This is a genomic window from Roseibaca calidilacus (genome assembly GCF_001517585.1).
GTDB lineage: Bacteria > Pseudomonadota > Alphaproteobacteria > Rhodobacterales > Rhodobacteraceae > Roseinatronobacter > Roseinatronobacter calidilacus.
Genome location: NZ_FBYC01000004.1, coordinates 2,158,253 through 2,181,611, shown reverse-complemented (window position 1 = coordinate 2,181,611; position 23,359 = coordinate 2,158,253). Strand labels below are relative to the sequence as shown.

At 61.8% G+C, this 23,359-nt stretch carries 16 protein-coding genes, 3 pseudogenes and 1 CRISPR repeat array; of the genes and pseudogenes, 8 read left to right on the top strand and 11 right to left on the bottom strand.

Going from position 1 to position 23,359, the window contains the following annotated elements; all coding sequences use genetic code 11:
- The first annotated feature begins 153 nt into the window (after positions 1–153).
- The 6 genes and pseudogenes from AWT76_RS14270 (at position 154) to AWT76_RS14240 (ending at position 9,210) form a co-directional block, all read left to right on the top strand.
- The gene (locus AWT76_RS14270; RefSeq protein WP_072246934.1) at positions 154–3,993 is read left to right on the top strand and encodes an Eco57I restriction-modification methylase domain-containing protein; all 3,840 of its coding nucleotides are present in this window, start codon (positions 154–156) and stop codon (positions 3,991–3,993) included.
- A gap of 179 nt (positions 3,994–4,172) precedes the next feature.
- Positions 4,173–5,799: pseudogene (gene istA / locus AWT76_RS14265) on the top strand (IS21 family transposase).
- Positions 5,789–6,061, top strand: a pseudogene (locus AWT76_RS14260) (ATP-binding protein); the annotation flags it as partial. The pseudogenes istA and AWT76_RS14260, both read left to right, overlap by 11 nt.
- 94 nt (positions 6,062–6,155) lie before the next feature.
- A complete protein-coding gene (locus AWT76_RS14255) occupies positions 6,156–7,382 on the top strand; it encodes an IS256 family transposase (RefSeq protein ID WP_072245038.1) in 1,227 nt (408 codons plus the stop codon).
- 26 nt (positions 7,383–7,408) lie between these two features.
- Positions 7,409–7,981: pseudogene (istB, locus tag AWT76_RS14250) on the top strand (IS21-like element helper ATPase IstB); the annotation flags it as partial.
- Between the two features lie 128 nt (positions 7,982–8,109).
- Positions 8,110–9,210 (top strand): coiled-coil domain-containing protein, encoded by a 1,101-nt coding sequence (locus AWT76_RS14240; RefSeq protein ID WP_176699408.1) that lies wholly within the window; start codon positions 8,110–8,112, stop codon positions 9,208–9,210.
- A gap of 329 nt (positions 9,211–9,539) precedes the next feature.
- Positions 9,540–9,812: direct repeats of the CRISPR family, unit length 29 nt; unit sequence CGGTTCATCCCCGCGTGGGCGGGGAACAG.
- A 32-nt stretch (positions 9,813–9,844) separates the two neighbouring features.
- Here AWT76_RS14240 and AWT76_RS16525 read toward each other — a convergent pair.
- A protein-coding gene (locus AWT76_RS16525) for an IS5 family transposase (protein WP_141655833.1) occupies positions 9,845–10,602 on the bottom strand; the annotation gives its coding sequence in 2 pieces (ribosomal slippage) (positions 9,845–10,266 and positions 10,266–10,602; 759 coding nt in all).
- A gap of 136 nt (positions 10,603–10,738) precedes the next feature.
- On the bottom strand, positions 10,739–11,551 hold the full coding sequence (locus AWT76_RS14220; protein WP_072246930.1) for a class II aldolase/adducin family protein: 813 nt from the start codon (positions 11,549–11,551) through the stop codon (positions 10,739–10,741).
- Positions 11,552–11,658: 107 nt separating this feature from the next.
- Here AWT76_RS14220 and AWT76_RS14215 point away from each other — a divergent pair, with 107 nt between their 5' ends.
- On the top strand, positions 11,659–12,564 hold the full coding sequence (locus AWT76_RS14215) for a LysR family transcriptional regulator (RefSeq protein WP_072246929.1): 906 nt from the start codon (positions 11,659–11,661) through the stop codon (positions 12,562–12,564).
- A gap of 8 nt (positions 12,565–12,572) precedes the next feature.
- On the opposite strand, the gene rfbA is transcribed toward AWT76_RS14215, so the two are convergent.
- The 6 genes from rfbA to AWT76_RS14185 all read right to left on the bottom strand — a co-directional run bounded on the left by rfbA (position 12,573) and on the right by AWT76_RS14185 (position 19,222).
- Entirely contained in the window at positions 12,573–13,445 is an 873-nt protein-coding gene (gene rfbA, locus AWT76_RS14210) for a glucose-1-phosphate thymidylyltransferase RfbA (RefSeq protein ID WP_072246928.1), read from the bottom strand.
- Complete coding sequence (gene rfbD, locus AWT76_RS14205; RefSeq protein ID WP_072246927.1) at positions 13,442–14,290, bottom strand: dTDP-4-dehydrorhamnose reductase; 849 nt, start codon at positions 14,288–14,290, stop codon at positions 13,442–13,444. The genes rfbA and rfbD overlap by 4 nt, the downstream gene beginning before the upstream one ends.
- On the bottom strand, positions 14,287–15,330 hold the full coding sequence (rfbB, locus tag AWT76_RS14200) for a dTDP-glucose 4,6-dehydratase (protein WP_072246926.1): 1,044 nt from the start codon (positions 15,328–15,330) through the stop codon (positions 14,287–14,289). Before rfbB ends, rfbD begins: the two co-directional genes overlap by 4 nt.
- A 9-nt stretch (positions 15,331–15,339) precedes the next feature.
- On the bottom strand, positions 15,340–15,897 hold the full coding sequence (rfbC, locus tag AWT76_RS14195) for a dTDP-4-dehydrorhamnose 3,5-epimerase (RefSeq protein WP_072246925.1): 558 nt from the start codon (positions 15,895–15,897) through the stop codon (positions 15,340–15,342).
- 66 nt (positions 15,898–15,963) lie between these two features.
- Positions 15,964–18,384: a phenylalanine--tRNA ligase subunit beta gene (pheT, locus tag AWT76_RS14190; protein ID WP_072246924.1), complete on the bottom strand. Its 2,421-nt coding sequence runs from the start codon at positions 18,382–18,384 to the stop codon at positions 15,964–15,966.
- A gap of 70 nt (positions 18,385–18,454) precedes the next feature.
- Positions 18,455–19,222 (bottom strand): DUF1013 domain-containing protein, encoded by a 768-nt coding sequence (locus tag AWT76_RS14185; protein ID WP_072246923.1) that lies wholly within the window; start codon positions 19,220–19,222, stop codon positions 18,455–18,457.
- 152 nt (positions 19,223–19,374) lie between these two features.
- Here AWT76_RS14185 and AWT76_RS14180 point away from each other — a divergent pair, with 152 nt between their 5' ends.
- Positions 19,375–20,031 carry a ribonuclease T2 family protein gene (locus tag AWT76_RS14180; RefSeq protein WP_082700219.1) on the top strand — a complete coding sequence of 219 codons (657 nt, stop codon included), beginning with the start codon at positions 19,375–19,377 and terminating at the stop codon, positions 20,029–20,031.
- A gap of 18 nt (positions 20,032–20,049) precedes the next feature.
- Here AWT76_RS14180 and nagA read toward each other — a convergent pair whose 3' ends face one another.
- The 3 genes from nagA to AWT76_RS14165 are packed head-to-tail and all read right to left on the bottom strand — an operon-like array spanning position 20,050 to position 23,086.
- Positions 20,050–21,180 (bottom strand): N-acetylglucosamine-6-phosphate deacetylase, encoded by a 1,131-nt coding sequence (gene nagA / locus AWT76_RS14175; RefSeq protein WP_072246922.1) that lies wholly within the window; start codon positions 21,178–21,180, stop codon positions 20,050–20,052.
- Positions 21,180–22,202 carry an SIS domain-containing protein gene (locus AWT76_RS14170; protein WP_072246921.1) on the bottom strand — a complete coding sequence of 341 codons (1,023 nt, stop codon included), beginning with the start codon at positions 22,200–22,202 and terminating at the stop codon, positions 21,180–21,182. The genes nagA and AWT76_RS14170 overlap by 1 nt, the downstream gene beginning before the upstream one ends.
- Positions 22,199–23,086, bottom strand: a complete 888-nt coding sequence (locus AWT76_RS14165; protein WP_176699407.1) for a glucosamine kinase nucleotide-binding domain-containing protein — start codon at positions 23,084–23,086, stop codon at positions 22,199–22,201. Before AWT76_RS14165 ends, AWT76_RS14170 begins: the two co-directional genes overlap by 4 nt.
- Positions 23,087–23,359: the final 273 nt, after the last annotated feature.

The following is a 23,359-nucleotide window of genomic DNA, read 5'->3' as shown; positions in this document are numbered from 1 at the left end:
CATTCTGTCGGCATCCAACATATTTTACCGATCTTGACGAGGGTAGATTGCAACACCTTTGTTTCTTCAAGAAAGCGTCGTGCTTTAAATGTCCCTCAACGCTCCAGTGGATTCCCTCATGATCGGTCGAATTTCAAATCGGGTTGGGGCGTAATGGGCGATATTCAGAACTCCTTTATTTCAAAGTCGTTTCTTCGGTCCGTTTGGGCGCATGAATATGAAACCTTCAAAGATAGCCCAGAGGAGAACGAGCTTCTCGAAAGGCTGAAACGCTGGGCTGCTCGGGGCACACAGAAAGAAACAACCGCGCAATCGGCATTGCTGCAAGAGTTCTTCAGTGCAACGTGGGGCTATGTCCAAGCTGGGCAGGCGGGCGGTGAGCAGAATTACTCGCTTTACCCTGCATTTCCAGTTGCTGGAGCAGGGCAGACAGGTGGGAAAGGTGAGGCTGATGCGGCCTTGGGGCACTTCACCCCTGACGAGGCATCGCCAATTCCGCAAGTTCTGGTCGAGTTCAAGGACATCAAAAGTGCCCTTGATGCGCCGCAAAAACGCAAGGGTAATTCGCGCTCGCCTGTAAAACAGGGCCTCGATTATCTCTACGCAGCACGGAAGGGCATGTTCGGATATGAACCGATCATTCCGACCTGGGCCATAATCACCGACATGAACGAGTTCCGGCTTTACTGGTCGGATCGCGGCGAACGGCAATTCATCAGCTTTGCCATCGAAAAGAAGGAACTGTTCCAGAACGCTACGCTTCTGGACACTGACGAGGCGGGGCGGTTCGACCGTTTCCTGTTCTCGCGCTTGTTCCACCGAGACCAGCTCATCGTGCGGGGCACCAGCGGGCGGCCCGAACTGCTGTCTCTGATCCAGCGCCAGCGGTTCCAGCAGAGCGAGCTTGAGAACCGCTTCTATCAGGAATATCGCGGCTTCCGCGAACACCTCTACCGCGCCCTCCTTGCCCACAATGGGCCGGGCACAGACCGCTTCCCCGGCACCAAGGGGCGTCTGGTGCGGCTGGCCCAGAAAATCCTCGACCGGGCGATCTTTGTCTTCTTCTGCGAAGACATGGGCCGCGCCCTCAGCTTCCCGCCTCAGCTTTTGCGCGATTACCTGATCCGGCAGGCTGACGATCAGTTCTTCGATCCGAACGGCACGGAAATCTGGCAATGGCTGCGACGGCTGTTCTCGGCCATGAATGCTGGGGCGACCTCGTTCGGCGATCACCAGATCAACCAGTTCAACGGCGGGCTGTTCGCGCCTGATCCCGAACTGGAAAAACTGCACATCCCGAACAGCGTCTTCTGTGAACGCGGGCAGGGCCAGAACGAGGCCAGCCTTGCCGCCAACAAGCTGACGTTGCTCTACCTGTCGGCCAGCTACAACTATGCTTCGGGCTGGGCAGCAGGCGTCAGCGGCGAACCCGCAACCGCCGCCAAGCGCGACCCGGATCGCAACATCGGCCTCTACACCCTTGGCCGCATCTTTGAACAGTCGATCACCGAACTGGAAATCCTCGAAGCCGAGGAGGATGGCCGCAAGTCCATCAACAAGGAAAGCAAGCGCAAGCGCGACGGGGTCTATTACACGCCCGAATGGGTGGTGGAACGGATCGTGGATGAAACCGTGGGCCGTCGCCTTGCCGACCTCAAGGCGCAATGCGGCTGGCCTTCCGAGAAACAGGACAAGCTGCCGACGAAGGAGGCCATCGACGCCTACGAGACCGAATTGCGCGACATCCGCATCGTTGACCCCGCCTGCGGGTCGGGTGCGTTCCTGATCACGACGCTGGCCTACCTGCTGGACGAATGGAAAGCCGTGCGCAGCATTCGTCGCCAGATCGGCCAGACCATGGCAAACGAGGATTGGACCGATGACGCGATCCGCGACATTCTGCGCCGCAACCTCTATGGAGTGGACATCAACCCCGCCTCGGTCGAGATCACCAAGCTGGCGCTTTGGCTCCACACCGCGCGGTCCAACAAGCCGCTGTCCTCGCTCGATGACCATATCCGCGATGGCAACAGCTTGATCGGGCCAGAGTTCTTCACGGGCCTCGCCCCTTACACCGCCGAGCAGCAAGAGCGGATCAACGCCTTTGACTGGCAAGCCGCCTTCCCCGGCGTTTTCGAGCGGGGTGGCTTTGACTGCGTGGTGGGCAATCCGCCCTATGTGAAGCTCCAGAACTTCCGCAAGGTCCATGCCGATATGGCGGCCTTCCTCACCCGCGATCCGGCCCAGGGCGGGGCCTATGCCAGCACACAGACCGGTAATTTCGACCTCTATTTGCCCTTTGTCGAAAAGGGCATCCAGCTTTTGAACGACAACGGGCGGCTGGGCTACATCGCCCCCTCGGTTTGGCAGATGAACGAATACGGCGCGGGGCTACGCGGTTTTGTCGAACAGGGCCGCCATCTGTGGGGCTGGATCGACTTTGGTTCCTACCAGATTTTCGACGAGGCGACGGTTTACACCGCCCTCATGTTCTTCTCGAAACAGCCGAATACCCATGTTGCCGTGGTGCAGGCCCCGAACGGCGTGGTGGCCGAAAGCCCGTGGGAGGCGAAGGACATCCACCTTCCCTATGCCCGCCTGTCCTTCGGGGATCGCTGGCTGCTGGTCACGGGCAAGGAACGCGACCTGATCGACAAGCTGGGCAAGACCGGGCGGCGGCTGGATGACCCCGCCGTGTCACGCAACATCTTTGTCGGCATCCAGACCAGCGCCGATCACATCTACCACCTGAAACGCCTTGGGCCGAACCGATACGAGGAAAAGCCGCCCAAGGGGGCCACGCGGGGCCGGGTGGTCGAGATCGAAGACGAGATGATGAAGCCGTTGGTCTCGGGGGTTCACGCCAGCCGCTATCTGACGCCACAGACGGACACGCATCTTCTGTTCCCCTATGTCGTGGTTGATGGCCGATCACGGCTTCTTTCGGCTTCCGAGCTTGCCGACGACTACCCGCATGCGTGGGCCTATCTTAAAGGGCACGAGGAGGCGCTGCGCTCTCGTGAAAGCAGCAAGATGGATACCGATGATGGATGGTGGGCCTACAACTATCCGAAGAACCTCGACAAACAGGAGACCGCCAAAGTCATCGTGCCCCGTCTGGTAATGAGCGTCGCTTGCTCAGTTGACCCTGATGGCTTGTTCTATCTCGACAACGTTGACGTTGGGGCAGTCAGTTCTGCCAGAAACGTATCACCTTGGTATCTCGCCGCAGTCTTGAACGCACCCGCCGCTGACTTTGCCTTCCGCCGCATTTCCAAGCCTTTCCGGGGCGACTTCCGGTCTGCCAACAAGCAGTTCATCGCACCTCTGCCGATCCCCAAGGCCCCGCCCGAGGATCAAGCCGCGCTGGCGCGGGATGCCGAACGCTTGCAGGTTCTACACGATCAGCGCAGGCAGGCACTGGCCGACATCGCGGCCCGTCTGGGCGCTGTCCGCATCCGTCCGCGCCCCTTGGAATGGCTGTTCCCCGGCCTGCCCGGTCTGGACGAGTTGAAAGACCAAGCCCCCAAGCGCCTGACCGGGACCGACCGCCGCAAATGGGCCAAAGAGCGCCTCGCCAAGGAAATCGACGCCCGCCACACGACCCTGGGCGAGCATCTGAAACCCGGCGTCCCCCTTTCCGCCGAACTGGTGCGGGGCGAATTGCGCTTTCTGGTCGACGGCATCCCCGCCATCACCAGCATCTTCCCCCGACCCGCCGAGGCCCCCTTCCTGTTGGCGCAATGGTCGGTCATGGCCAGCCGAACCGAGGTAACGGGCAAGACCACTGGGGCAAAGCTGGCCGACATGCTGCGCAAGGTCAGCCCCAGCGCCGATGCCCACATCATGGCCGAAGTCATCAGCCTGCAAACCAGCATCGCCACCGACGAGGCCGAAATCGCCACGCTGGAGAACCGGATCAACCAGACGATCTATCGCCTCCACAAATTGACCCGCGAAGAAATCGCCCTGATCGAAAGCGCAGCGCGGTGATGGAATTGACGATTATGAGGTTTGCATGAAACGAGAGCCGATCCTGATCACCTACAAGCTCAGGTTTGTTGATTGCCACTGAGATTTGACCCGGTAATCGCCAAAACTGTCATTGAGAATTGACCCATGTGCAACCTTGCCCCGGCTTGAACCAGCTGGGGGCAAATGGAGTGATCGACATGGGATTTTTGAAGGTAATCAGAACATGGGCGCTGCGAGACAAGATGCCCATTCGCGAGATTGCACGGCGCACGGGCATATCGCGCAGTGAGCGGTGACTGCCATCGGTTCGAAGGAACCGCGAACAATCAAGAAATATCTGCGGGAGGGGATTGTTGAACCGGCGTTTCAGACGCCGGATCGTCCTAGCAAGCTCGCCCCATATGCCAAGCAGCTGACAGCTTGGCTTGTCTCGGATCAGCGCAAATCACGCAAAGAGCGCCGGACGGCGAAGCTGATGCACGCCGATCTGGTGAAGCTGGGATATGACGGTTCCTACGAGCGTGTTGCGGCCTTCGTTCGTGAATGGAAAGGCGAACGCCAGCGCGCGTATCACACGACCGACCGGGGTGTCTTCGTGCCGCTTGTGTTCCAGCCGGGTGAAGCCTTTCAGTTTGATTGGAGCGAAGACTGGGCCTATGTCGGCGGTGAGCGGATCAAGCTGCAGGTCGCCCACGTTAAGCTGTCGCACAGCCGGGCATTTTTGGTGCGGGCCTATCTGCTGCAAACGCATGAGATGCTGTTCGATGCCCATTGGCATGCGTTCCGTGTCTTCGAAGGCGTGCCCGGTCGCGGCATCTATGACAGTGAGGCTTGGCCGCCATGGGTCCGAGGCCAGGCCGAACGAAGACGGCGGTCGACAAGGTCGGACTTGGCAAGAAGCGCGATGTGAATGCGCGGTTCACGGCGATGACCAGCCATTACGTTTTTGATCCCGAGTTCTGTAACCCGGCAGCGGGCTGGGAGAAGGGACAGGTCGAGAAGAATGTCCGCGACGCGCGCCGTCACGCCGGAGGCGTGCTTCCAGCACGACGCATGTGGCAGCTGATGCCGGCCTTTCCGGATCTGGATGCGCTGAATGCTTGGCTGGAAGAACGCTGTAAGCTGCTATGGGCAGAGACGGCGCATGGCACCTTGCCTGGCAGCATCGCAGATGTGTGGGCAGCCGAGAAGCCTGCGCTGATGGCGCTCCCCACAATGTTCGATGGCTTTGTCGAGGAAAGAAAGCGCGTCTCGCCGACATGCCTGATCAACTTTGATCGCACCCGTTATTCTGTGCCCGCCAGCTTTGCAAACCGCCCCGTCAGCCTTCGCATTTACCCTGAGCGGCTGGTGGTCGTCGCCGAGGGGCATGTGATTTGCACGCATGAGCGCATCATCGACCGGTCGCACCGCCAGCCGGGGCGCGTGATCTATGACTGGCGCCACTATCTGGCGGTGGTTCAGCGTAAACCCGGAGCGTTGCGCAATGGTGCTCCCTTTGTGGAAATGCCCGAACCCTTCCGCATGTTACAGGCGAAGATACTGCGCCAGCCCGGCGGGGACCGCGAGATGGTCGATATCCTGTCCTTGGTGCTGCACCATGACGAACAGGCCGTCCTGTGCGCCGTGGAATTGGCTCTGGAGGCGGGCGTGCCGACCAAGACCCATGTTCTGAACCTGCTCCACAGGCTGCTGGATGGCAAACTGACCGACCAGCCGGATGTGAACCCTCCTGCGGCCTTGACGCTGAGCAAAGAGCCCGAGGCCAATGTCGCGCGCTACGATGGGTTGCGCACCACGAGAGGAACACGCCATGCGTCATGACCCCGCCGGTGCAGCTCTCATCATCATGTTGCGCAGCCTTAAAATGCCAGGCATGGCGCAGGCCGTGCAGGATCTACTCGATCAGGGAGCGCCTGCATTCGAGGCTGCCATGCCGATCCTGTCGCAACTGCTAAAGGCTGAAATGGCCGAGCGCGAGGTGCGCTCGATCGCATATCACATGAAGGCAGCCCGCTTCCCAGCATACAAGGACTTGTCCGCGTTCGACTTTGCCGCCAGTGAAATGCGTGAAGCTCTGGGTCGTGTCTCGGAGTTGGTGGAAATTCGAGGGCGGCGTAATCTCCGGGTGAACTGACACCCACCCAACCGGCGGCTGCAACCGCCAGGGAGATCACGCCATGAACCAGATTACCGACACTGCGAGCTTTGCGCTACTGGCCCATGAGGCCGGGTTTGACCCGATCGAGGATCGGTTGCGGGCGAACGTCCGTGCGACCATCGAAGCCGTGTTCGAGGAGGAGCTTGCCAGCTTCCTCGGCCGTCTTCGCTATGACCGGGGCGATGGAGTCACGAAAGGGTATCGCCACGGGCACCGAGAACGGCAACTCACCGGCACCTTCGGGACTGAGACGGTCATCGTGCCTCGCGCCCGCGTTGCAGATGAGACAGGCAAGGTAACGGAGTGGCGGTCGAAAGCGCTGCCCCGATACCAGCGGCTGACGAAGAAGGCCGAGGCCCTCATCGCAGCGGTCTATCTCGCAGGTACGAACACCCGGCGCGTCAAGCGAGCGCTGTTCGGGCTGTTCGAGGGTGCCGTCAGCAAGGACGTGGTCAGCCGTGCCTGGCGCAAGGTGAAGGTCGACTGGGACGCCTGGTCCGCGCGTAACTTGGCCGACGAGGATATCGTCCGGCTGATCCTCGATGGCACCGTGATCAAGACCCGGCTGGACCGGAAAGCCACGAACATCTCGGTGCTGGCCGCAATCGGGGTGCGCCGCGATGGTCAGAAGGTGCTGCTTTCCATCAGGAATATGGGCGGGGAGAGCAAGGCCGCATGGCGGCAGTTCCTCGATGACCTCGATGCACGGGGCTTGAAGCGGCCCGAATTCGTGATCGTCGACGGCGCCCCGGGACTGGAGGCCGCCCTCGTGGCGCTGTGGGGCGAGGACCTGCCGATCCAGCGCTGCACGGTTCACAAGCATCGCAACCTCCTGGCCCATGCCCCGAAGCACCTCCACGACGAGTTGACCGAGGACTACCGCGACATGATCTATGCCGACACCGCGGCCGAGATTGAGACGCGCCGAAAGGCCTTCCTGCGCAAATGGCGGCTAAAGTGCCGTGCGGTCGCTGACAGTCTGGAGGAAGCCGGAGATCGGCTCTTCACCTTCACCCGCCTCGACCCGTCACAATGGAAATCGGCCCGGACCACCAACGCCATCGAGCGCCTGAACGGGGAATTCCGCCGCCGCATCAAGACCCAGACCGTGCTGCCCTGCGCAGAGACCGTGCCCATGCTGCTCTGGGCGCTGCTCGCCTCCGGCCAGATCCAGATGCGCAAGGTCGATGGCTGGGAAACCTTGTCTCAGCCCCTCGAACCCATGCCTCTTGACCTCGCCGCCTGAGAAACCGAAAGATCACATGCCCGGAGATGGCCGCCAGGAAATTTCCACAGCATTCGCGACACGACCAAGCTCTGGTCCGCCAGCTCCATCGCTGCGAATTTCTGGATGGCGCAGAGAATGTGGTGCTGATCGGGGGGGCTGGCACAGGGAAATCGCATGTTGCGACGGCCCTCGGCATCCAGGCTATCGAGCATCACCGCAAGCGCGTGCGTTTCTTCTCGACGGTGGAATTGGTCAATGCCCTGGAACAAGAAAAGGCCCATGGCAAAGCCGGGAAGATCGCCGAGGCCCTGGTAAAAACCGATTTGGTGATCCTGGACGAACTGGGATACCTGCCATTCAGCGCCTCTGGCGGGGCCTTGCTCTTCCATCTTCTGAGCAAACTCTACGAGCGCACCAGCGTCATCATAACCACCAACCTGAGCTTCGCCGAGTGGGCTACGGTCTTTGGTGACGCCAAAATGACCACCGCGCTGCTCGATCGCCTCACCCACCGCTGCCACATTCTGGAGACCGGCAATGACAGCTACCGCTTCAAGGCCAGCTCAGAAACAGCGAAAAAGAAACGGAAGGAAACACCAGCATTGACGCCATCATGATACGCAGAACATAACCACTGGGTGGGTCAGTTCTCGGTGACAATGCCGGGTCAAATCTCAGTGGCAATCAACAGGTCAATAAACTCTGGTTCGGTGGCACGGGGGCGCAGGAATGGGACCCCGACCGGGTGTCCCGATTTGTCGACCGGGGCGTGGAGTTCCTGCAGACACATTTCCCCGACGGGCAGCTGCGCGAACTGACCGTTCATGTGGATGAAGAGTCCGTGCATATGCATTTCGCTGTCGCTGTGTGGAATGAAAAAATCAGTCAGAACCGGGGCGTACAGCGCTTGTTGCAACCATCGGCCAATGCGCTGCTTGCCGACTATGAACATGCGCAAGATTTGGTTGGCGAGGCATTTCTCGACTTGGGCATCCACCGTGGCGAGCGCCGGGCTGCAGCCGCCCGCGCCGCAATGGCCGCAGGGCTGGAAGGGCCAAGCCCGCGTGACCATGTGCCGCCGAGTAAGTGGCGCAGGGAGCAGCGACGTAAAGCGCTGCAGGATGCGGCAAAGATCAAAACAACGGCACGCGATGCGGCGGACGGCATGCTTGCAGACGCGGCGCTGGTGTCGAACTCCACCGTCAAGAAATCCCGCAAACGTGCCGTCGCGGAAGCGAGGCAACGACAGGCCGAGGCAGAGCAAGTGCTGGTAGATGCCAGAATCGCCCGGACGGGTGGACAGATCGTTGGTGCCTTTCGGCATATCCGCAATCAACGGCTGGCTGCTGAGTCAGAGGCCCTGAATGAGAAAATGTTGCGGCGCAAAGCCCAGTTGCGTCAGATGGAGGAACGGAGCCATGCGCTGGCAGCGGCCAATGCGCGGGCAGAGGCTGATTTGATCGCTGCGCAACAGGAAACGGAGGCACAGGCCGCCGAGGCCGCCGAAATCACGGCGAAGGCAAAGGCCGCCGAAGCCGATGCTCTCGAGGTCGTTCAGGCAACGTTTATGGAACGCCATGCCGCAAAGGCTGAAATTGCTGCAAGGCAAAAGGAAATGTCACGAGCGCAAGCCGAGGTTGCCCATAAGGATGCGGAATTGTCGGCCAAACTGTCGAAGGTGGATCGGCTTCTTCGCCACCTCGAACCTCTCCTGCGGCGCATGATTGGCTGGTTGAAACGTCCCGATTTGCCGGGTGAAATTGCCCAGGAGGGCAGCGAGATCCTGTCTGAGGCGCATGTGCTGATGTCAGATCCGCCCTCTGACCCCAATGCACCGCAAGGCTGACACCGTATGAATTTTCCGAAGGCGCACCTATCGCCCGTCGCAATTATACGGCTACTCGCGCAAAAATTGCACGATGGATCAGCGTCTTAGTAGCTTTGACTTTCTCGATCGGTTGGACCCCGAGCTTGCCAACCTTGGCAAGCTTGCGGAGAGCTATTTTCAGGATGACCCCAGTACCAGTTTGATCAAGTTGCGCCAATTTGGGGAGCGAATGACCCGTCGCCATGCAGCCTTGGTTGGGAGCGATGTACAAGACGGTGAAACGCAAGCCGATGTGGTGCGTCGCCATCAATATGAGCGGACTGTTGTGCGCCGATTGCCGCCACCGGCGGTTCATCCCCGCGTGGGCGGGGAACAGACATCAATCTCGCCACAAGTGACGATATCGACCGGTTCATCCCCGCGTGGGCGGGGAACAGATTTTCGAGCAGCGCCGCGTAGCTGCCCTGATCGGTTCATCCCCGCGTGGGCGGGGAACAGCATGCAGCGCCGCCCGAAATGCGCTGGCAGGTCGGTTCATCCCCGCGTGGGCGGGGAACAGTTTATTGAAACGATGGGCTATAAGTTAGAGGACGGTTCATCCCCGCGTGGGCGGGGAACAGCTTTTGGCCCTAGGCTCCAGACTCATTGATATTCACAGCCAGAAGAGGACGGTTGCTGCGAGCGCGACTGCGGAAAGGAACACCTTTGGGCATCTGTCGTAGCGAGTGGCGATCCTGCGCCAATCCTTTAGCCGACCGAACATGATCTCGATCCGGTTGCGCCGTTTGTAGCGTCGCTTGTCGTATTTCACAGGGGTCTTGCGCTTCTTTCGACCAGGGATGCAGGGCTTTATCTCTTTGTCTTTCAACGCATCTCTGAACCAGTCCGCATCATAGCCGCGATCTGCAAGCAGCCAATCAGCTTCTGGCAACTCCCGCAGCAAAGCCGCCGCACCGGTGTAGTCGCTGACCTGTCCGGCCGACATGAAGAAGGTAATGGGGCGACCGATAGCATCTGTGACAGCATGCAGTTTGGTATTCATGCCGCCTTTCGTGCGACCGATCAGGCGGCCAGGCCCCCCTTTTTGACCCGCAGGCTCGAAGCCGTGCGATGTGCTTTCAGATATGTGGCGTCGATCATGACCGTCTTGGTCTCAGTCCCCTCCGCCGCCAGACCCGCCATGATCCGGGCGAACACGCCCATATCGCTCCAGCGCTTCCAGCGGTTGTATAAGGTCTTGTGCGGACCATATTCCTTGGGCGCGTCGCACCACCGCAACCCATTGCGATTGATGAAGATTATCCCGCTGAGAACGCGTCTGTCGTCAACGCGAGGCTTGCCATGGCTCTTGGGGAAGAAGGGTTTTAGACGCTCCATCTGGGCGTCGGTCAGCCAGAAAAGATTGCTCATTGATCAGTCTCCTTGCGGAGCGTGAATCACGCCGCAAAGGTGAAATCAATGGGTCCTGAGCCTAGACGGTAGCGGGGCGCATCCAGACGCCCCGCAGCCAATGGCACGGGGCGCAGTGTTGTGAAGCGGCAGTCGGTCAGTCGAACATGTCTGGCTGATCTTCGACCAACTGGTTCCAGATGGTCTGGAAGTGCAACCATCCAATGTAATCGCTGCCCACATGTTCGCGTGAATAGCGTGCGCGGTCGGCAGGAATGTAGGTCGGCTGAATGCCCGATGCTGCGATGTCCAGTTGTTGCTGGCAGCAGCGTTCCAGCGCGATGAACCAGAACGCGGCGGATTCGATGCTGTGGCGGCTGGCGGTCAGCAAGCCGTGATTCTGGTGCAAGGCGGCTTTCACGCCTTTGAACGCCTTGGCCACATTGCTGCCTGCGTGGTTTTCGACCGCGACGGCACCGGCCTCGTCCCCGATGATGACATGATCCTCGAAAAACGCGCAGGCGTCTTGGGTGATGGGTTCAATGGGGCGGCCCGTGGCGCACCAGGCGGTGCCGTAAACGGTATGCGCGTGGCACATCGCGATAATGTCGGGGTGTTCTTCATGCACATTGGCATGCAGCACGAAGCCTGCGCGGTTCACGGCATATTTGCCCTCGACCACATTGCCGTCATGGTCCACCAAGATCAGGTTCGACATTTTCACCTTGGCGAAATGCACGCACATCGGGTTGGTCCAATAGAGTTCCGGATGCTCGGGGTCGCGCACCGTCAGGTGGCCTGCAAAGCCATAATCGAACCCGGCCTGCGCAAAGGCGCGGCAGCTTGCCACCAGCCGTTCCTTGCGGTGCCGGCGTTCATCCTCGACATTGGCGAATTCGGGCAATTCGGGAAAAATCAGTCCTTCCTGTTCCGGTTGGTAGATCGAAATCCGGTTTCCAAGGTCCAGCATGGTGCATCCTTTCAAGCAAGAGCAGGTGTTCCAGCATCGGGCGCGACGTGCGGGCCGGTCAATGATACACTTGCAATGACACTTATCGCGGCCACCAAGGGGCACAGATGAAAGATGACAGGTTGCTGGCCATGCGCGTCTTTGCGGCGGTTGCGGAAAGCGGCGGCTTTACGGCGGCGGCGCAGGCGCTGGGGGTAAGCCAGCCCTTTGTCAGCCAGACCATTGCGCGGCTAGAGGAACGGCTGGGCGTGGTTCTGCTGCATCGCAGTACCCGCGGCCATACGCTGACGCCCGAAGGCGCGGTGTATCTGGACGGGTGCCGCCGTGCCATAGACGGTGTTGAACAGGCCGAGGCCGCGCTTCAGACCAGCGCCGAACAGGTCGCCGGGCTGTTGCGTGTTTCTGCACCTCTGGCCTTCGGGCTGGACCGGATCACCCCGATCTTGCCGCAGTTCCTGACGCGCCACCCCAAAGTGGCGGTGGACCTTGTGCTGACCGATGACAGCGTCAACCTGATCGAGGACCGCATCGACCTTGCGATCCGGATGGGCCATCTGGCGGATTCGTCCCTGCGGGCGCGACGGCTTTGCGGCTTGCGGCGTATCGTGGTGGCGGCGCCCTCGCTTTTGGCCCGGCACGGGGTGCCCGCACATCCGCAAGACCTGTCGCGCGTTCCCTGCCTGTGCTGGGACAGCGCGCGTGCGCATCTGAACCAATGGCAGTTCACCACGCCAAGCGGCCCCTACCTGTTCGAGGCGGCGGGGCGTATGCGCTGCAATGCTGGCATGGCCATGTTCCAACTGTGCCGCGACGGTGTGGGTGTCATGCGCTGCGCCGAGCATCTGGCCAAGCCCGCCATCGCGCGCGGCGAACTGGTCGCGCTTTTGGAAGATTTCGCATTGGCGGACAACGCGGCCTTTCACGCGGTCTACCATCCGGGGCGCAATATGCAGCCAAGGCTTAGGGCATTCCTCGATTTTCTGATCGAGCATTTTGCCCAACCCGATTGGTGATCGCGCCGCTATGTTGGCAACAAACTCTGCAAATAAGCGCCATATCCCGTCTTTGCATAAAGATCGGCACGGGCTTTCAGCCCCTCAACGCTCAGCCAACCATGGTCGAACGCGATTTCTTCGGGGCAGCCGACCTGCGTGCCTTGACGGTCTTGAAGCGTGCGCACGAAATTCCCGGCATCCAGCAGGCTGGCATGTGTGCCGGTATCCAACCATGCATAGCCGCGCCCGATCAGTTCGACATTCAAGGCGCCGTCATGACGGTAAGATTCCAGCAGGTCCGCGATTTCCAGCTCGCCTCGGGCCGAAGGCTGCACCGCGCGCGCCCGTTCCGGCGCGGTTTCGTCCAGAAAATACAGGCCCGTCACGGCGTAGCTAGAGGGCGGATTGCTGGGTTTCTCAACAATCTCTTTCACGGTGCCGTCGGGGGCAAAGCTGACAACCCCGTAGCGTTCCGGGTCGCTGACCCGGTAGCCAAACACGGTGCCGCCAGCGCGCTCATCTGCGCGCGCCATGCGCTCGGGCAGCCCATGGCCGAAAAAGATGTTGTCGCCCAGCACCATCGCGGACGGGCTTCCGGCCAGAAACTGCTCTGTCAGGATATAGGCTTGCGCCAGCCCTTCGGGCTTTGGCTGCACGACCCACTCCAGCGTGATACCCCATTGGCTGCCATCGCCCAGCAGGCGTTGGAACTGCGCCTGGTCCTCTGGGGTGGTAATCATCGCGATCTCTCGAATCCCTGCCAGCATTAGCACGGACAGCGGATAATAGATCATCGGCTTGTCATAGACAGGCATAAGCTGTTTCGACACGCCCTGCGTGATGGGCCATAGCCGCGACCCGGTGCCGCCTGCCAGAATAATTCCTTTGCGCACTGTCATGATCTTGCTCCTAATTCGGTCAGGACATCTGCCAGCCCCTCGCGCCAATTTGGGCGCGTCAGGCCAAAGCGGTCCAATGTCGTGCAATCCATTCTTGAATTCAGCGGACGGCGCGCCGGGGTCGGATAATCGATGGTCGGAATGTCCTTGACCGCGCAGGGCAACCCGGCCTGCGCCATGATCTCGCGCGCGAAACCGGCCCAGCTTATGTCGGGGCTGCCCGCGAAATGATATATCCCGGCGCGCTCTGGGCTGGCGCGCAATCCGTCCAGCATGGTCAGGCAGGCGCGGGCGATGTCGCGCGCGGGCGTTGGCCCGCCGATCTGGTCGGCCACCACGGTCAGCGTATCGCGCGTCGCGCCCAGCCGCAGCATGGTTTTCACGAAATTGCCGCCATGCGCCGAGAACACCCAGGAAGTGCGCAGGATCGCGGTCGTGCCGCCAGCCGCTGTCACACCCTGCTCGCCCACCAGCTTTGACCGGCCATAGGCGCCAAGGGGCGCAGTCGGGTGGTCCGGCGGGAAAGGCTGGTCGCCCGCGCCGTCAAAGACATAGTCGGTCGAGATATGGACGAAGGGCACGGCCAGCCTTGCAGCCGCCAGTGCCATGGCGGTGGGGGCCGCGCCGTTGATGCGGGTGGCCAGCGCCTCTTCCTCCTCGGCCCGGTCGACAACCGTGTAAGCGGCGGCGTTGATGATGCCGCTTGGCGCAAGGTCAAGGATCAGGTCGTGGCACGTGTCGGGATCGGCCAGATCGGCCCGGTCGCGGCCCACGCAAAGCGCATCGGGGGCAAGGCGTGCAAGTTCCGTGGCAACCTGCCCGGTCTGGCCAAAGACAAGGATCATGCCCTGACCCCCAGCCGCTGGCCTACGCCCGCGCGGTTTTGCAAGGCACGCCACCAGTCCTCGTTCGCCAGATACCATTCCACTGTGCGCCGCAGCCCTTCTTCCACCGTCACCGACGGCCGCCAGCCCAGTTCGGTGCGAATGCGCGTGGGGTCGATGGCATAGCGCGCGTCATGGCCGGGGCGGTCGGGCACAAAGGTGATCTGGTCGGCATAGCTGCCCTGCGGCTTGGGGCGCAGATCGTCCAGAATACCGCAAAGCGTGCGCACAAGGTCCAGATTGCTGCGCTCGTTCTCGCCGCCAATGTTGTAGCTGCGTCCAACCGCGCCCTGTTGCACCACCAACAAAAGCGCATCGGCGTGATCTTCGACAAACAGCCAGTCGCGCACGTTCGACCCGTCGCCATAAATCGGCAAGGGCTTGCCTGCCAGTGCGTTCAGGATGATGACCGGGATCAGCTTTTCGGGGAAATGGTAGGGGCCGTAATTGTTGGAACAATTCGTCAGCACCACTGGCAACCCGTAAGTGTGGTGCCACGCCTGCACCAGATGGTCGCTTGCCGCCTTGCTTGCCGAATAGGGGCTGCGCGGGTCATAGGGCGTTTCCTCGGTGAATTGGCCTTCCGGGCCAAGCGATCCGAACACCTCATCCGTGCTGATGTGGTGAAAGCGGAAACTGTCGGGGCGGCCCTGCGCCAGCCAATAGGCGCGTGCGGCTTCCAAAAGCTGATATGTGCCGGTGATATTTGTTTCAATAAACGTCCCCGGCCCGTCGATGGAGCGGTCGACATGGCTTTCGGCAGCCAGATGCATGATCGCGTCGGGCTGGTGCTGCGACAGGATTCGGTCCAGCGCCGCGCGGTCGCGGATATCGGCCTGTTCAAAAGTGTAAAGCGGGCTATCCGCGACCGGGGCCACGTTTTCAAGGCAGGCAGCATAGGTCAGCGCATCCAGATTGACGACCTCATGCCCGCGCGCCACGGCCAGCCGCACCACGGCAGAGCCGATGAACCCTGCCCCACCCGTTACCAACAACTTCATAACCCTAAACTACCCTTCGTATAGAAAAGGCGTCTCGAATACGTCGAACGGGGTTGCGACAGCGTCCTTATCGGACAGAATGGGGGCATTGACGCCCCATTCAATGCCCAGACTGCTCCACAAGACCGATCCGTCGCATTCAGGCGCGTAATGATCCGTGCATTTGTAGTTAATCTCGGTATTGGGCAAAAGCGTGACGAAGCCATGCAAAAAACCGGGCGGAATCCATAGCTGACGCCCGTTTTCCTCTGTCAGTTCCTCTGCCATCCATTGCCCGTAGCGGGGTGAGCCGCGCCGCGCATCGACCGCGACATCCAGAAGCGCGCCGCGCGCGCAGCGCACCAGCTTGCCTTGGGCATGGGGTGGGCTTTGAAAATGCAAGCCCCGCAGCGTGCCCATTTGCGCCGACATGGAATGATTGTCCTGCACGAATTCCGGCAGGTCTAACCCGGCATCTGATAGGGTGTTCTTGTTCCAGCTTTCGCTGAACCAGCCCCGCGTATCGCCAAAGCGGCGCGGGGTGATAAGCTTGACCTCTGGCAAGGTGGTTGACGAAATTTCGACCATCTTCGGCTCCGGCTTGGTTGCAAATCCGGGCTAAAGCGCCTTGCGGCATATGTCGAGTGTTTGTCGTTATCCGCGCAAGCTGCCGCCGGTTGCTTTTGCGACCTTGGCCACGATCTTGGCGCCAACGGCGTCAATCTCCTCATCGGTCAGGGTTTTGTCGCCCGGTTGCAGACGCACGGCAATGGCCAGCGACTTGCGGCCCGCGCCCAGTTGCGCTGCGGCCTTGTCGCCGGTGAATTCGTCGAACACCTGCACATCGGCGATCAGCGCCTTGTCGGCCCCCATCGCGGCGTTGACGACTTGTGCAGCCTCGACACTTGCATCCAGCACGAAGGCAAAATCGCGTTCCACCGCTTGCAGGCGATTGCCGGACAGCGGCGCGCGGGCGGTCTTGCGGGCCTTGGGCTGCGGCGGGTTTTCGACCAGAACGGTCAAGGCCATAACGGCCCCTTTCAGCCCGTAATGGCGGATAATGCGCGGGTGCACTTCGCCAAAGATCGCCAGTGGCAATTTCGGCCCAAGCGACAATACGCCCGCGCGCCCCGGATGGAACCAGCCGGGCAAGTTGCGGTTAATCTGCATTTTTGCGGGTGCGCCGATGGCGGACAGTACCGCTTCGGCATCTGCCTTGGCGTCATACAGGTCCACCGCGCGGCGACTGCCATACGGGTCGCGCCCTGCATTGGCCCCCACCAGAATGGCCGTGGCCTGCACGGCTTGCTCACCGGGTTCGCCGCCGGAAAATGCTGGGCCAACTTCGAACAAAGCCATGTCCATCGCGCCGCGTGCCTGATTGCGCGCCGCGGCCTGCAACAGCCCCGGCAGCAGGTCGGGGCGCATATGCGTCATTTCCGAACTGATCGGGTTTTGCAGCCGCGTCGCATCAGAGCCGCCGCCGAACAGTGCGGCACTTTCCGCGTCGATGAAGCTGTAGGTCACGCATTCGTTGTAGCCAAGGCCCGCCAGCATCCGCCGCGCTGCCCGTTCGCGGGTTTGCAGAGGCGTCAGGATCGCGCGGGGCACACCTGCTTGCGGGCGCGGAAGGGGCTGGCCTTCCAGCTTGGTCAAAGATGCGACACGGGCGATTTCCTCGACCAGATCGGCCGCGCCCAACACGTCTGGCCGCCAGCTTGGCGGGCTGGCCTGATCGCCGGTCAAGGTGAAGCCCAAAGCTTCCAAGGTTGCGCGCTGCTCTGCTTCGGGAATGTCCATGCCAACAAGCGACGCCACGCGGCCTGCGTCGAACGTATAGCTGCGTGCGGTGTCGGGGATGGCCCCGTCAACGACGACCTCGGACGGCGCGCCGCCGCACAGGTCCATCACCATGCGCGTGGCCAGTTCCAACCCGTCCAGCGTGAAAGCCGGGTCCACACCGCGTTCGAAGCGGTACCGTGCGTCAGAGTTGATTTTCAGCGCGCGGCCCGTGGCGGCGATGGTGATCGGGTCCCAATAGGCGGATTCGATGAACACATCGACCGTGTCGTCGGAACAGCCCGAGGCCGCGCCGCCCATGATCCCGGCCAGGCTTTCAACACCCTGATCGTCGGAAATGACCATCTGGCCCGCGCCCAGCGTGTAAGTCTTGTCATCAAGCGCCAGAAATTCTTCGCCGCCCAAGGCCGGATGAATCCGCAAACCGCCGTTTACCTTGGTGGCGTCGAACACATGCAGCGGGCGGTTCAGGTTGAAGGTGAAGAAATTGGTTATGTCCACCAGTGCCGAAATCGGGCGCAGCCCAATCGCGCGCAGCCGCTTTTGCAGCCAATCGGGCGAGGGGCCATTTTTCACACCGCGCACAAGGCGCCCGGCAAAGAGCGGGCAGCCCTTATCCTTCAGCTCGGGTGCGATCTGCACGCCGATCGGGCAGGGGTAGCTGCCTGCCACCGGGTCCACGGTCAAAGGTTTCAGTTTACCGAGCCCCCGTGCCGCCAGATCGCGCGCAATGCCGCGCACGCCCAAGGCGTCGGGGCGGTTGGGGGTGATGGCAATCTCGATCACCGGGTCATTCAGCCCGGCATAGTCGATATAGCGCGCGCCCAACGGCGCATCTTCGGGCAGGTCGATGATGCCGTCATGGTCTTCGGACAGTTCCAACTCGCGTTCCGAACACAGCATACCATTGCTGGCTTGGCCGCGAATGACACCCGGTTTCAGGTCCACACCCGTGCCCGGCACATGCGTGCCCACGGGCGCAAACACACCCACCAACCCGGTGCGGGCATTGGGCGCGCCGCAGACCACCTGCACCTCTTCCGAAGGGGCATCTGGGCCATTGGGCCAGGCTTCGACCCGGCACAGGCGCAGGCGGTCGGCATCGGGGTGCTGCACCGCTTCGATCACCCGCGCAATGGTGAACGCGCCAAGCGTTGCGGCCGGGTCGGTCACGCCTTCCACTTCCAGCCCCAGATCAGTCAGGGCATCCAGCACCTCTTTCAGCGAGGCGGATGTCTCCAGATGGTCGTGCAACCATGACATGGTGCATTTCATGGGTCTGTTCCCGGCCTGTTTGTCTGTGTCCGCCCCCGCCTAGCGCGATTTGCCGGCGGGGAAAAGCCGCTCAACGCGACATGCGGTCGTCTTCGTCATCCTCGTCGTCATCAGGCAGGTTGAAGAAGCTGTCGGCATCCGAGTAATCGGCCGAAGATTTCCGCTCTTCTTCTTCCGCTTTCATGTCGCTGACAGAGAAATTCTCTAGCCCTGCGATACCGGCGCGCATTTTCGGGTCTGCATCCATCTCCAGCGATTGCTCGGTGGACACCAGCTTGCGGCGTTCTTCGTCAGACATGACGCGGCCTTCTTTGGCGGCCTTGTCAGCGGCTTTGCGCACTTCTGCATCCAGTTCCGACTGTTTGCACAAGCCCAGCGCCACCGGGTCGATGGGTTGCAAATTGGAAATGTTCCAATGCGTGCGCTCGCGGATTGCGGCAATCGTGGAATTCGTGGTGCCGACAAGGCGGCGAATCTGCGCATCGGCCAATTCCGGGTGGAACTTGACCAGCCACAAAATGGAAGCCGGGCGGTCCTGCCGTTTGGATAGCGGCGTGTAGCGCGGCCCGCGGCGCTTTTCCTCGCCTTCGGCGGCGGGGTTGTATTTCAGCTTCAGTGCGTAGCGCGGGTCTTTCTCGGCGCGTTCTATTTCGATCGGGTCAAGCTGGTTGTTCGCCACCGGGTCGAAACCCTTGACGCCGCCCGCAACATCGCCATCGGCAATGCCCTGCACTTCCAATTCGTGCAGGCCGCAGAAATCTGCGATCTGCTTGAAGCTGAGCGTGGTGTTGTCCACCAGCCACACGGCAGTGGCTTTGGCCATAAGTGGTTTCGACATGAGCGGCGCTCCTGTATCTGCTGTCGGCAGCGCGCGTGGCGCGTGCGCATGGGTTATCACGTGCCGGGAACCGGCTGCAGGGGACCCTGCCTCTCCTCGTTTTCGGGGGATGGTGGGGTTATAGCCAAGTAAGGCTGCAAGGGGAAGGGCAAATGCAAAAGCTGCTGCGCAAGGGTCTGAGCGGATTGGCGCTTCTGGCCATGGTTGTTATCTATATCCTGAACCAGCAGGCCGACGGGTCCGAACAGGGGGATTATTACCTGCTGGCACTAAGCTGGACCCCCAGTTGGTGCGATGCCGAAGGCGATGCGCGCGGTGCGCCGCAATGCGACGATGGCACCGGCTGGCAGGTGCATGGTCTTTGGCCGCAACATGCCGCGGGCGGCTGGCCGGAATATTGCGACACAGATGCCCGCGACCCCAGCCGCAGCCAAACCCGCGCCATGGCTGATATCATGGGCGATGACGGGTTGGCGTGGCATCAGTGGAAAAAGCATGGGCGGTGCAGCGGGCTGAGCGCCGATGCTTATTTTGCGCAAACGCGTGCGGCGTTCGAAGGGCTTGACTGGCCCGAAACGCTGACCCGGATTACCCGCACGACCCGTCTGTCGCCCGATGCGGTCGAAGCCGCGTTCCGCGATGCGAACCCGCAGTTTTCGGCGGATATGGTCATCACCACATGCCGTGACGGCGATTTGCGCGAGTTGCGGCTTTGCCTGACCGAAGATCTGCGCCCACGCAGCTGCGGCACCGACGTTCTGGAGCGTGCATGCCGTGCCCGTCAGATCAGCCTGCCGCCGCCGGACTGACCCGTCAGGCTTGCGCCTCTACAGCTGATCTTGCCCGGCGGTCCAAACCTGTTGCGGCTGCATGCTGTCGTTCAGAAGCACCAGATCGGCCCTAGCGCCCGGGCTGAACCGGCCCAGATGCGGTGCTCCGATCACATCGGCGGGGATGCGGCTGGCCATGGCCAGCGCGCGCTCAACCGGCACGCCCAGCCCGACCAGATGCGCCACGGATTGCGGCAAAGAGATGTCCGCGCCCGCAAGGGTGCCATCGGCCAGTGTCAGCCGCCCGTTCTGCCGGAAGACCTGCCGCCCATTCAGAGTGAAGGCGGTCGCGTCGGTTCCGGCGGCGGCCATGGCGTCGCTGACCAAAAACAGCCGATCCGGGGCCATCATCTGCAACGCAATGCGCAGCGGCTCTTCGGCCACATGGATGCCATCGGCGATAATGCCCGCGCGCACATCGCTGCACAGGGCCGCCCCCACCAGCCCCGGGGCGCGGTTGCCAAGTTGGCTCATGGCGTTGAACAGATGCGTGACACAGCCAGCCCCGGCGGCAAAGGCGGCGCGCGCCTGTTCGGCAGTGCAATCGCTGTGCCCAAGGCTGACCACGGCCCCGGCGGCGCGCAACCGGGCAATCTGCGCTGGGCTGGCCGCATTGGGCGCGAGTGTGACCATCAGCGCGGGCAGGTCGCGGGCGGCCTGCTCCATCAGCTCAAGATCGCGCGCCTCCATGGGTCGGATCAGCGCCGGGTCATGCGCGCCATGGCGGGCCGGGTCCAGATGCGGGCCTTCCAAATGCAGCCCGGCGAAGCCTGTCACCTCCTCGGCCACCGCATGGCGCGCGGTGTCCAGAACACGCGCTGTGACCTCTGGCCGGTCGGTGATAAGCGTGGGCAGGATGCTGGTCGCCCCAAGCGCACGATGCGCGGCGCAGATGCGGGCAAGCTGCGGGGCGTCGGTCTGGGGGCCGACCATCTCGCCGCCGCCGCCATTGACCTGCACATCTACAAAGCCGGGCACCAGAAGCCCCTCGCCCAAGTCGGTCACGGGTAGGCCATGGGGAAGCTTGTCCACCATTCCAACAATGCGCGCGCCCTCCAGCAGCAGCGCGCCGCCATGCCAGATGCGCCAGCCGTCGAAAATCCGCTCTGCCCGAACTGCCCGCTGCATCAGACCGTCTCTGTCACTTTACGCAAGTGGCGCGGGGTGTCGGGCTGCAAGCCGCGCCGCCGTGCCAGCGCTTCGATGAAGACATAAAAGCTGACCACGCTGAGCAAAGGATCCAGCAACGGGTGCAGCGGCGCGGTGCGGGGCAGGGCGGTGGTGTCGGGCACGCTGTCGGTGACGAACACATCAGCCCCTTGTCCGGCCAAGCGCGCGGCGGTATCGCGGAAGCCGTCGCGGGCGCGGTCGTCAAAAATCAGTCCCAGCACCGGAAAGCCACGTTCGACCAGCGCAGAGGGGCCGTGCAGCACCTCGGCCGCCGAATAGGCTTCGGCATGGATGGCGCTGGTTTCCTTGAACTTCAGCGCGATTTCCGATGCAATCGCATAGCCGGGGCCGCGCCCCAGCACATAAAGCGCAGGCGCGCGCACCAAGCGTTCGGCCAAGGGTGTCCAATCCTGTAGCAGCGCCGCGGCGCAAGCCTCTGGCAAGCGGTCCAGCGCAGCTTTCAGCGATTCATCCTCGGTCCAATGCGCCAGCATTGCCAAGGCTGCAACAACAGACGTGACGAAAGTTTTCGTCGCGGCCACGCTCTGCTCTGGGCCGCAGCCAAGCGGCAGGCAGTAATCGGCATCTGCGCCCAGCGGGGCCTCTGGGTGGTTGGTGATGGCAAGGGTTATCGCCCCGGCGGCAGCGCTTGCGCGCGTCATGGTCACGATATCGGGGCTGCGACCGGATTGCGATATCCCGACGCTGACAGTGCGCGGCAAGCGCAGCTTCGCGCCATAGACCGAGGCGACCGATGGGCCGACAGACCCGACCGGCACCCCTGTCAGGATCTCGCAGGCATATTTCAGATAGCTTGCCGCATGGTCAGATGAGCCGCGCGCGACCGTGGTCAGAAGCTGCGGATCAAGAACACGCATCGCTTGCCCGATTTCCGCAAGAGTGTCGGCATTGCGGGTCAGCAAACCATCGACCAAAACGGGGATTTCGGAGATTTCGCGCGCCATGTGGGTTTGGGTCATGCTTTCGGTCCTTTGGTTGCGGCTAGCTGGCGCGCGCGCCACAGCGCCCCGTCCAACGCGGTTCCTTTTGGGGTGGTGACGGTCAGCGCCGGGCTGGCTTTGCGGGCGATCCGTTCCAGCAACAGTGGCCCCAGCCCGCCCGTGGCCGCGACCGGCACGGCAGAATCGCCCGCCTGCAAATGCCGGATTGCACGCAGCAGGTAGTCACAGCCTTCGTCTAGGATTGCCTGCGCCAAGGGGCAACCAGAGCTATCCTGCGCCACGACCTGTGGCGCAATCGCTGCGTAATCAGAGGGGCGCGCGGTGCTTATGAAATCCAGCAATGCCGCAAGGGTTTCAAACCGCGCCCAGATGGTGCGGGCCAAGGGGGCATCGTCTACCAACCCGTCGCGCACATGCAGGGCCATTGCCAGCGCGCGCCGCCCAAGCCACGCGCCGCCAGCTTCGTCCCCCAATGCAAAGCCATACCCGCCCACGCGTTGCATCTGCCCATTGGCCTGCCGGGCCAGAACAGAGCCGGTGCCAACCGCCATCACGATCCCGTCGTCATCCTGAAAAGCACCCGATAGCGATATATCGACATCGCCCAACACGGTGACATTGCGATAAGGCAGCGCGGCGGTCAGGCGCGCGGCAGCACCCGATTCCGATGCCCCTGCCAAGCCCAGCACGATATGCAGGTCGGGGTCGGTCGGGTCGTCATGCCCTGCGGCCTTGCGCACGCGGGCCAGCAGATCGGCGATTCGCTGTGTGGCGCCCGCCGGGTCGGAATGGATATTGGCGCTGCCGCCTTCCATCACATCGCCCGCAGCGCGCCCGTTGCGCAGGGCGCGCGCGCGGCTTCCAGTGCCGCCACCATCAAGGCCGATCAATAGAGTCATCATTTCCCTCTCTGTGAGAGGTAATACCATAGTAATACCAAAATGGAAGAGGGTATGCGCCGAGGGGTTGGGTGGCCTCTTGATTGGGTGCTTGGCTTGCGGCAACGATTTTTCTGGGTTAATTCAAATAAATAATGGAAATTATGGTGAACGCCTAGCGCGCTGGCGGCTTTGTCGTGATGGCGCGGAAAAGAAAAGACTGGACAATTGGTATTAATTTGGCATTACATATCGGGCAGGGGATGCTGTCGGTTTTCCGCCAGTTTAGGCGGGCTA

Excerpts from the sequence above, each read along its gene's own strand:
- rfbD (WP_072246927.1), bottom strand. The coding sequence starts at position 14,290 with ATGATCCTTGTCTTTGGCCAGACCGGGCAGGTTGCCACGGAACTTGCA.
- AWT76_RS14270 (WP_072246934.1), top strand. The coding sequence starts at position 154 with ATGGGCGATATTCAGAACTCCTTTATTTCAAAGTCGTTTCTTCGGTCC.
- rfbA (WP_072246928.1), bottom strand. The coding sequence starts at position 13,445 with ATGACAGTGCGCAAAGGAATTATTCTGGCAGGCGGCACCGGGTCGCGG.
- AWT76_RS14170 (WP_072246921.1), bottom strand. The coding sequence starts at position 22,202 with ATGACCCAAACCCACATGGCGCGCGAAATCTCCGAAATCCCCGTTTTG.
- AWT76_RS14185 (WP_072246923.1), bottom strand. The coding sequence starts at position 19,222 with ATGTCGAAACCACTTATGGCCAAAGCCACTGCCGTGTGGCTGGTGGAC.
- AWT76_RS14215 (WP_072246929.1), top strand. The coding sequence starts at position 11,659 with ATGAAAGATGACAGGTTGCTGGCCATGCGCGTCTTTGCGGCGGTTGCG.
- nagA (WP_072246922.1), bottom strand. The coding sequence starts at position 21,180 with ATGCAGCGGGCAGTTCGGGCAGAGCGGATTTTCGACGGCTGGCGCATC.
- AWT76_RS14180 (WP_082700219.1), top strand. The coding sequence starts at position 19,375 with ATGCAAAAGCTGCTGCGCAAGGGTCTGAGCGGATTGGCGCTTCTGGCC.
- AWT76_RS14255 (WP_072245038.1), top strand. The coding sequence starts at position 6,156 with ATGAACCAGATTACCGACACTGCGAGCTTTGCGCTACTGGCCCATGAG.
- pheT (WP_072246924.1), bottom strand. The coding sequence starts at position 18,384 with ATGAAATGCACCATGTCATGGTTGCACGACCATCTGGAGACATCCGCC.
- rfbB (WP_072246926.1), bottom strand. The coding sequence starts at position 15,330 with ATGAAGTTGTTGGTAACGGGTGGGGCAGGGTTCATCGGCTCTGCCGTG.
- AWT76_RS14165 (WP_176699407.1), bottom strand. The coding sequence starts at position 23,086 with ATGATGACTCTATTGATCGGCCTTGATGGTGGCGGCACTGGAAGCCGC.
- rfbC (WP_072246925.1), bottom strand. The coding sequence starts at position 15,897 with ATGGTCGAAATTTCGTCAACCACCTTGCCAGAGGTCAAGCTTATCACC.
- AWT76_RS14220 (WP_072246930.1), bottom strand. The coding sequence starts at position 11,551 with ATGCTGGACCTTGGAAACCGGATTTCGATCTACCAACCGGAACAGGAA.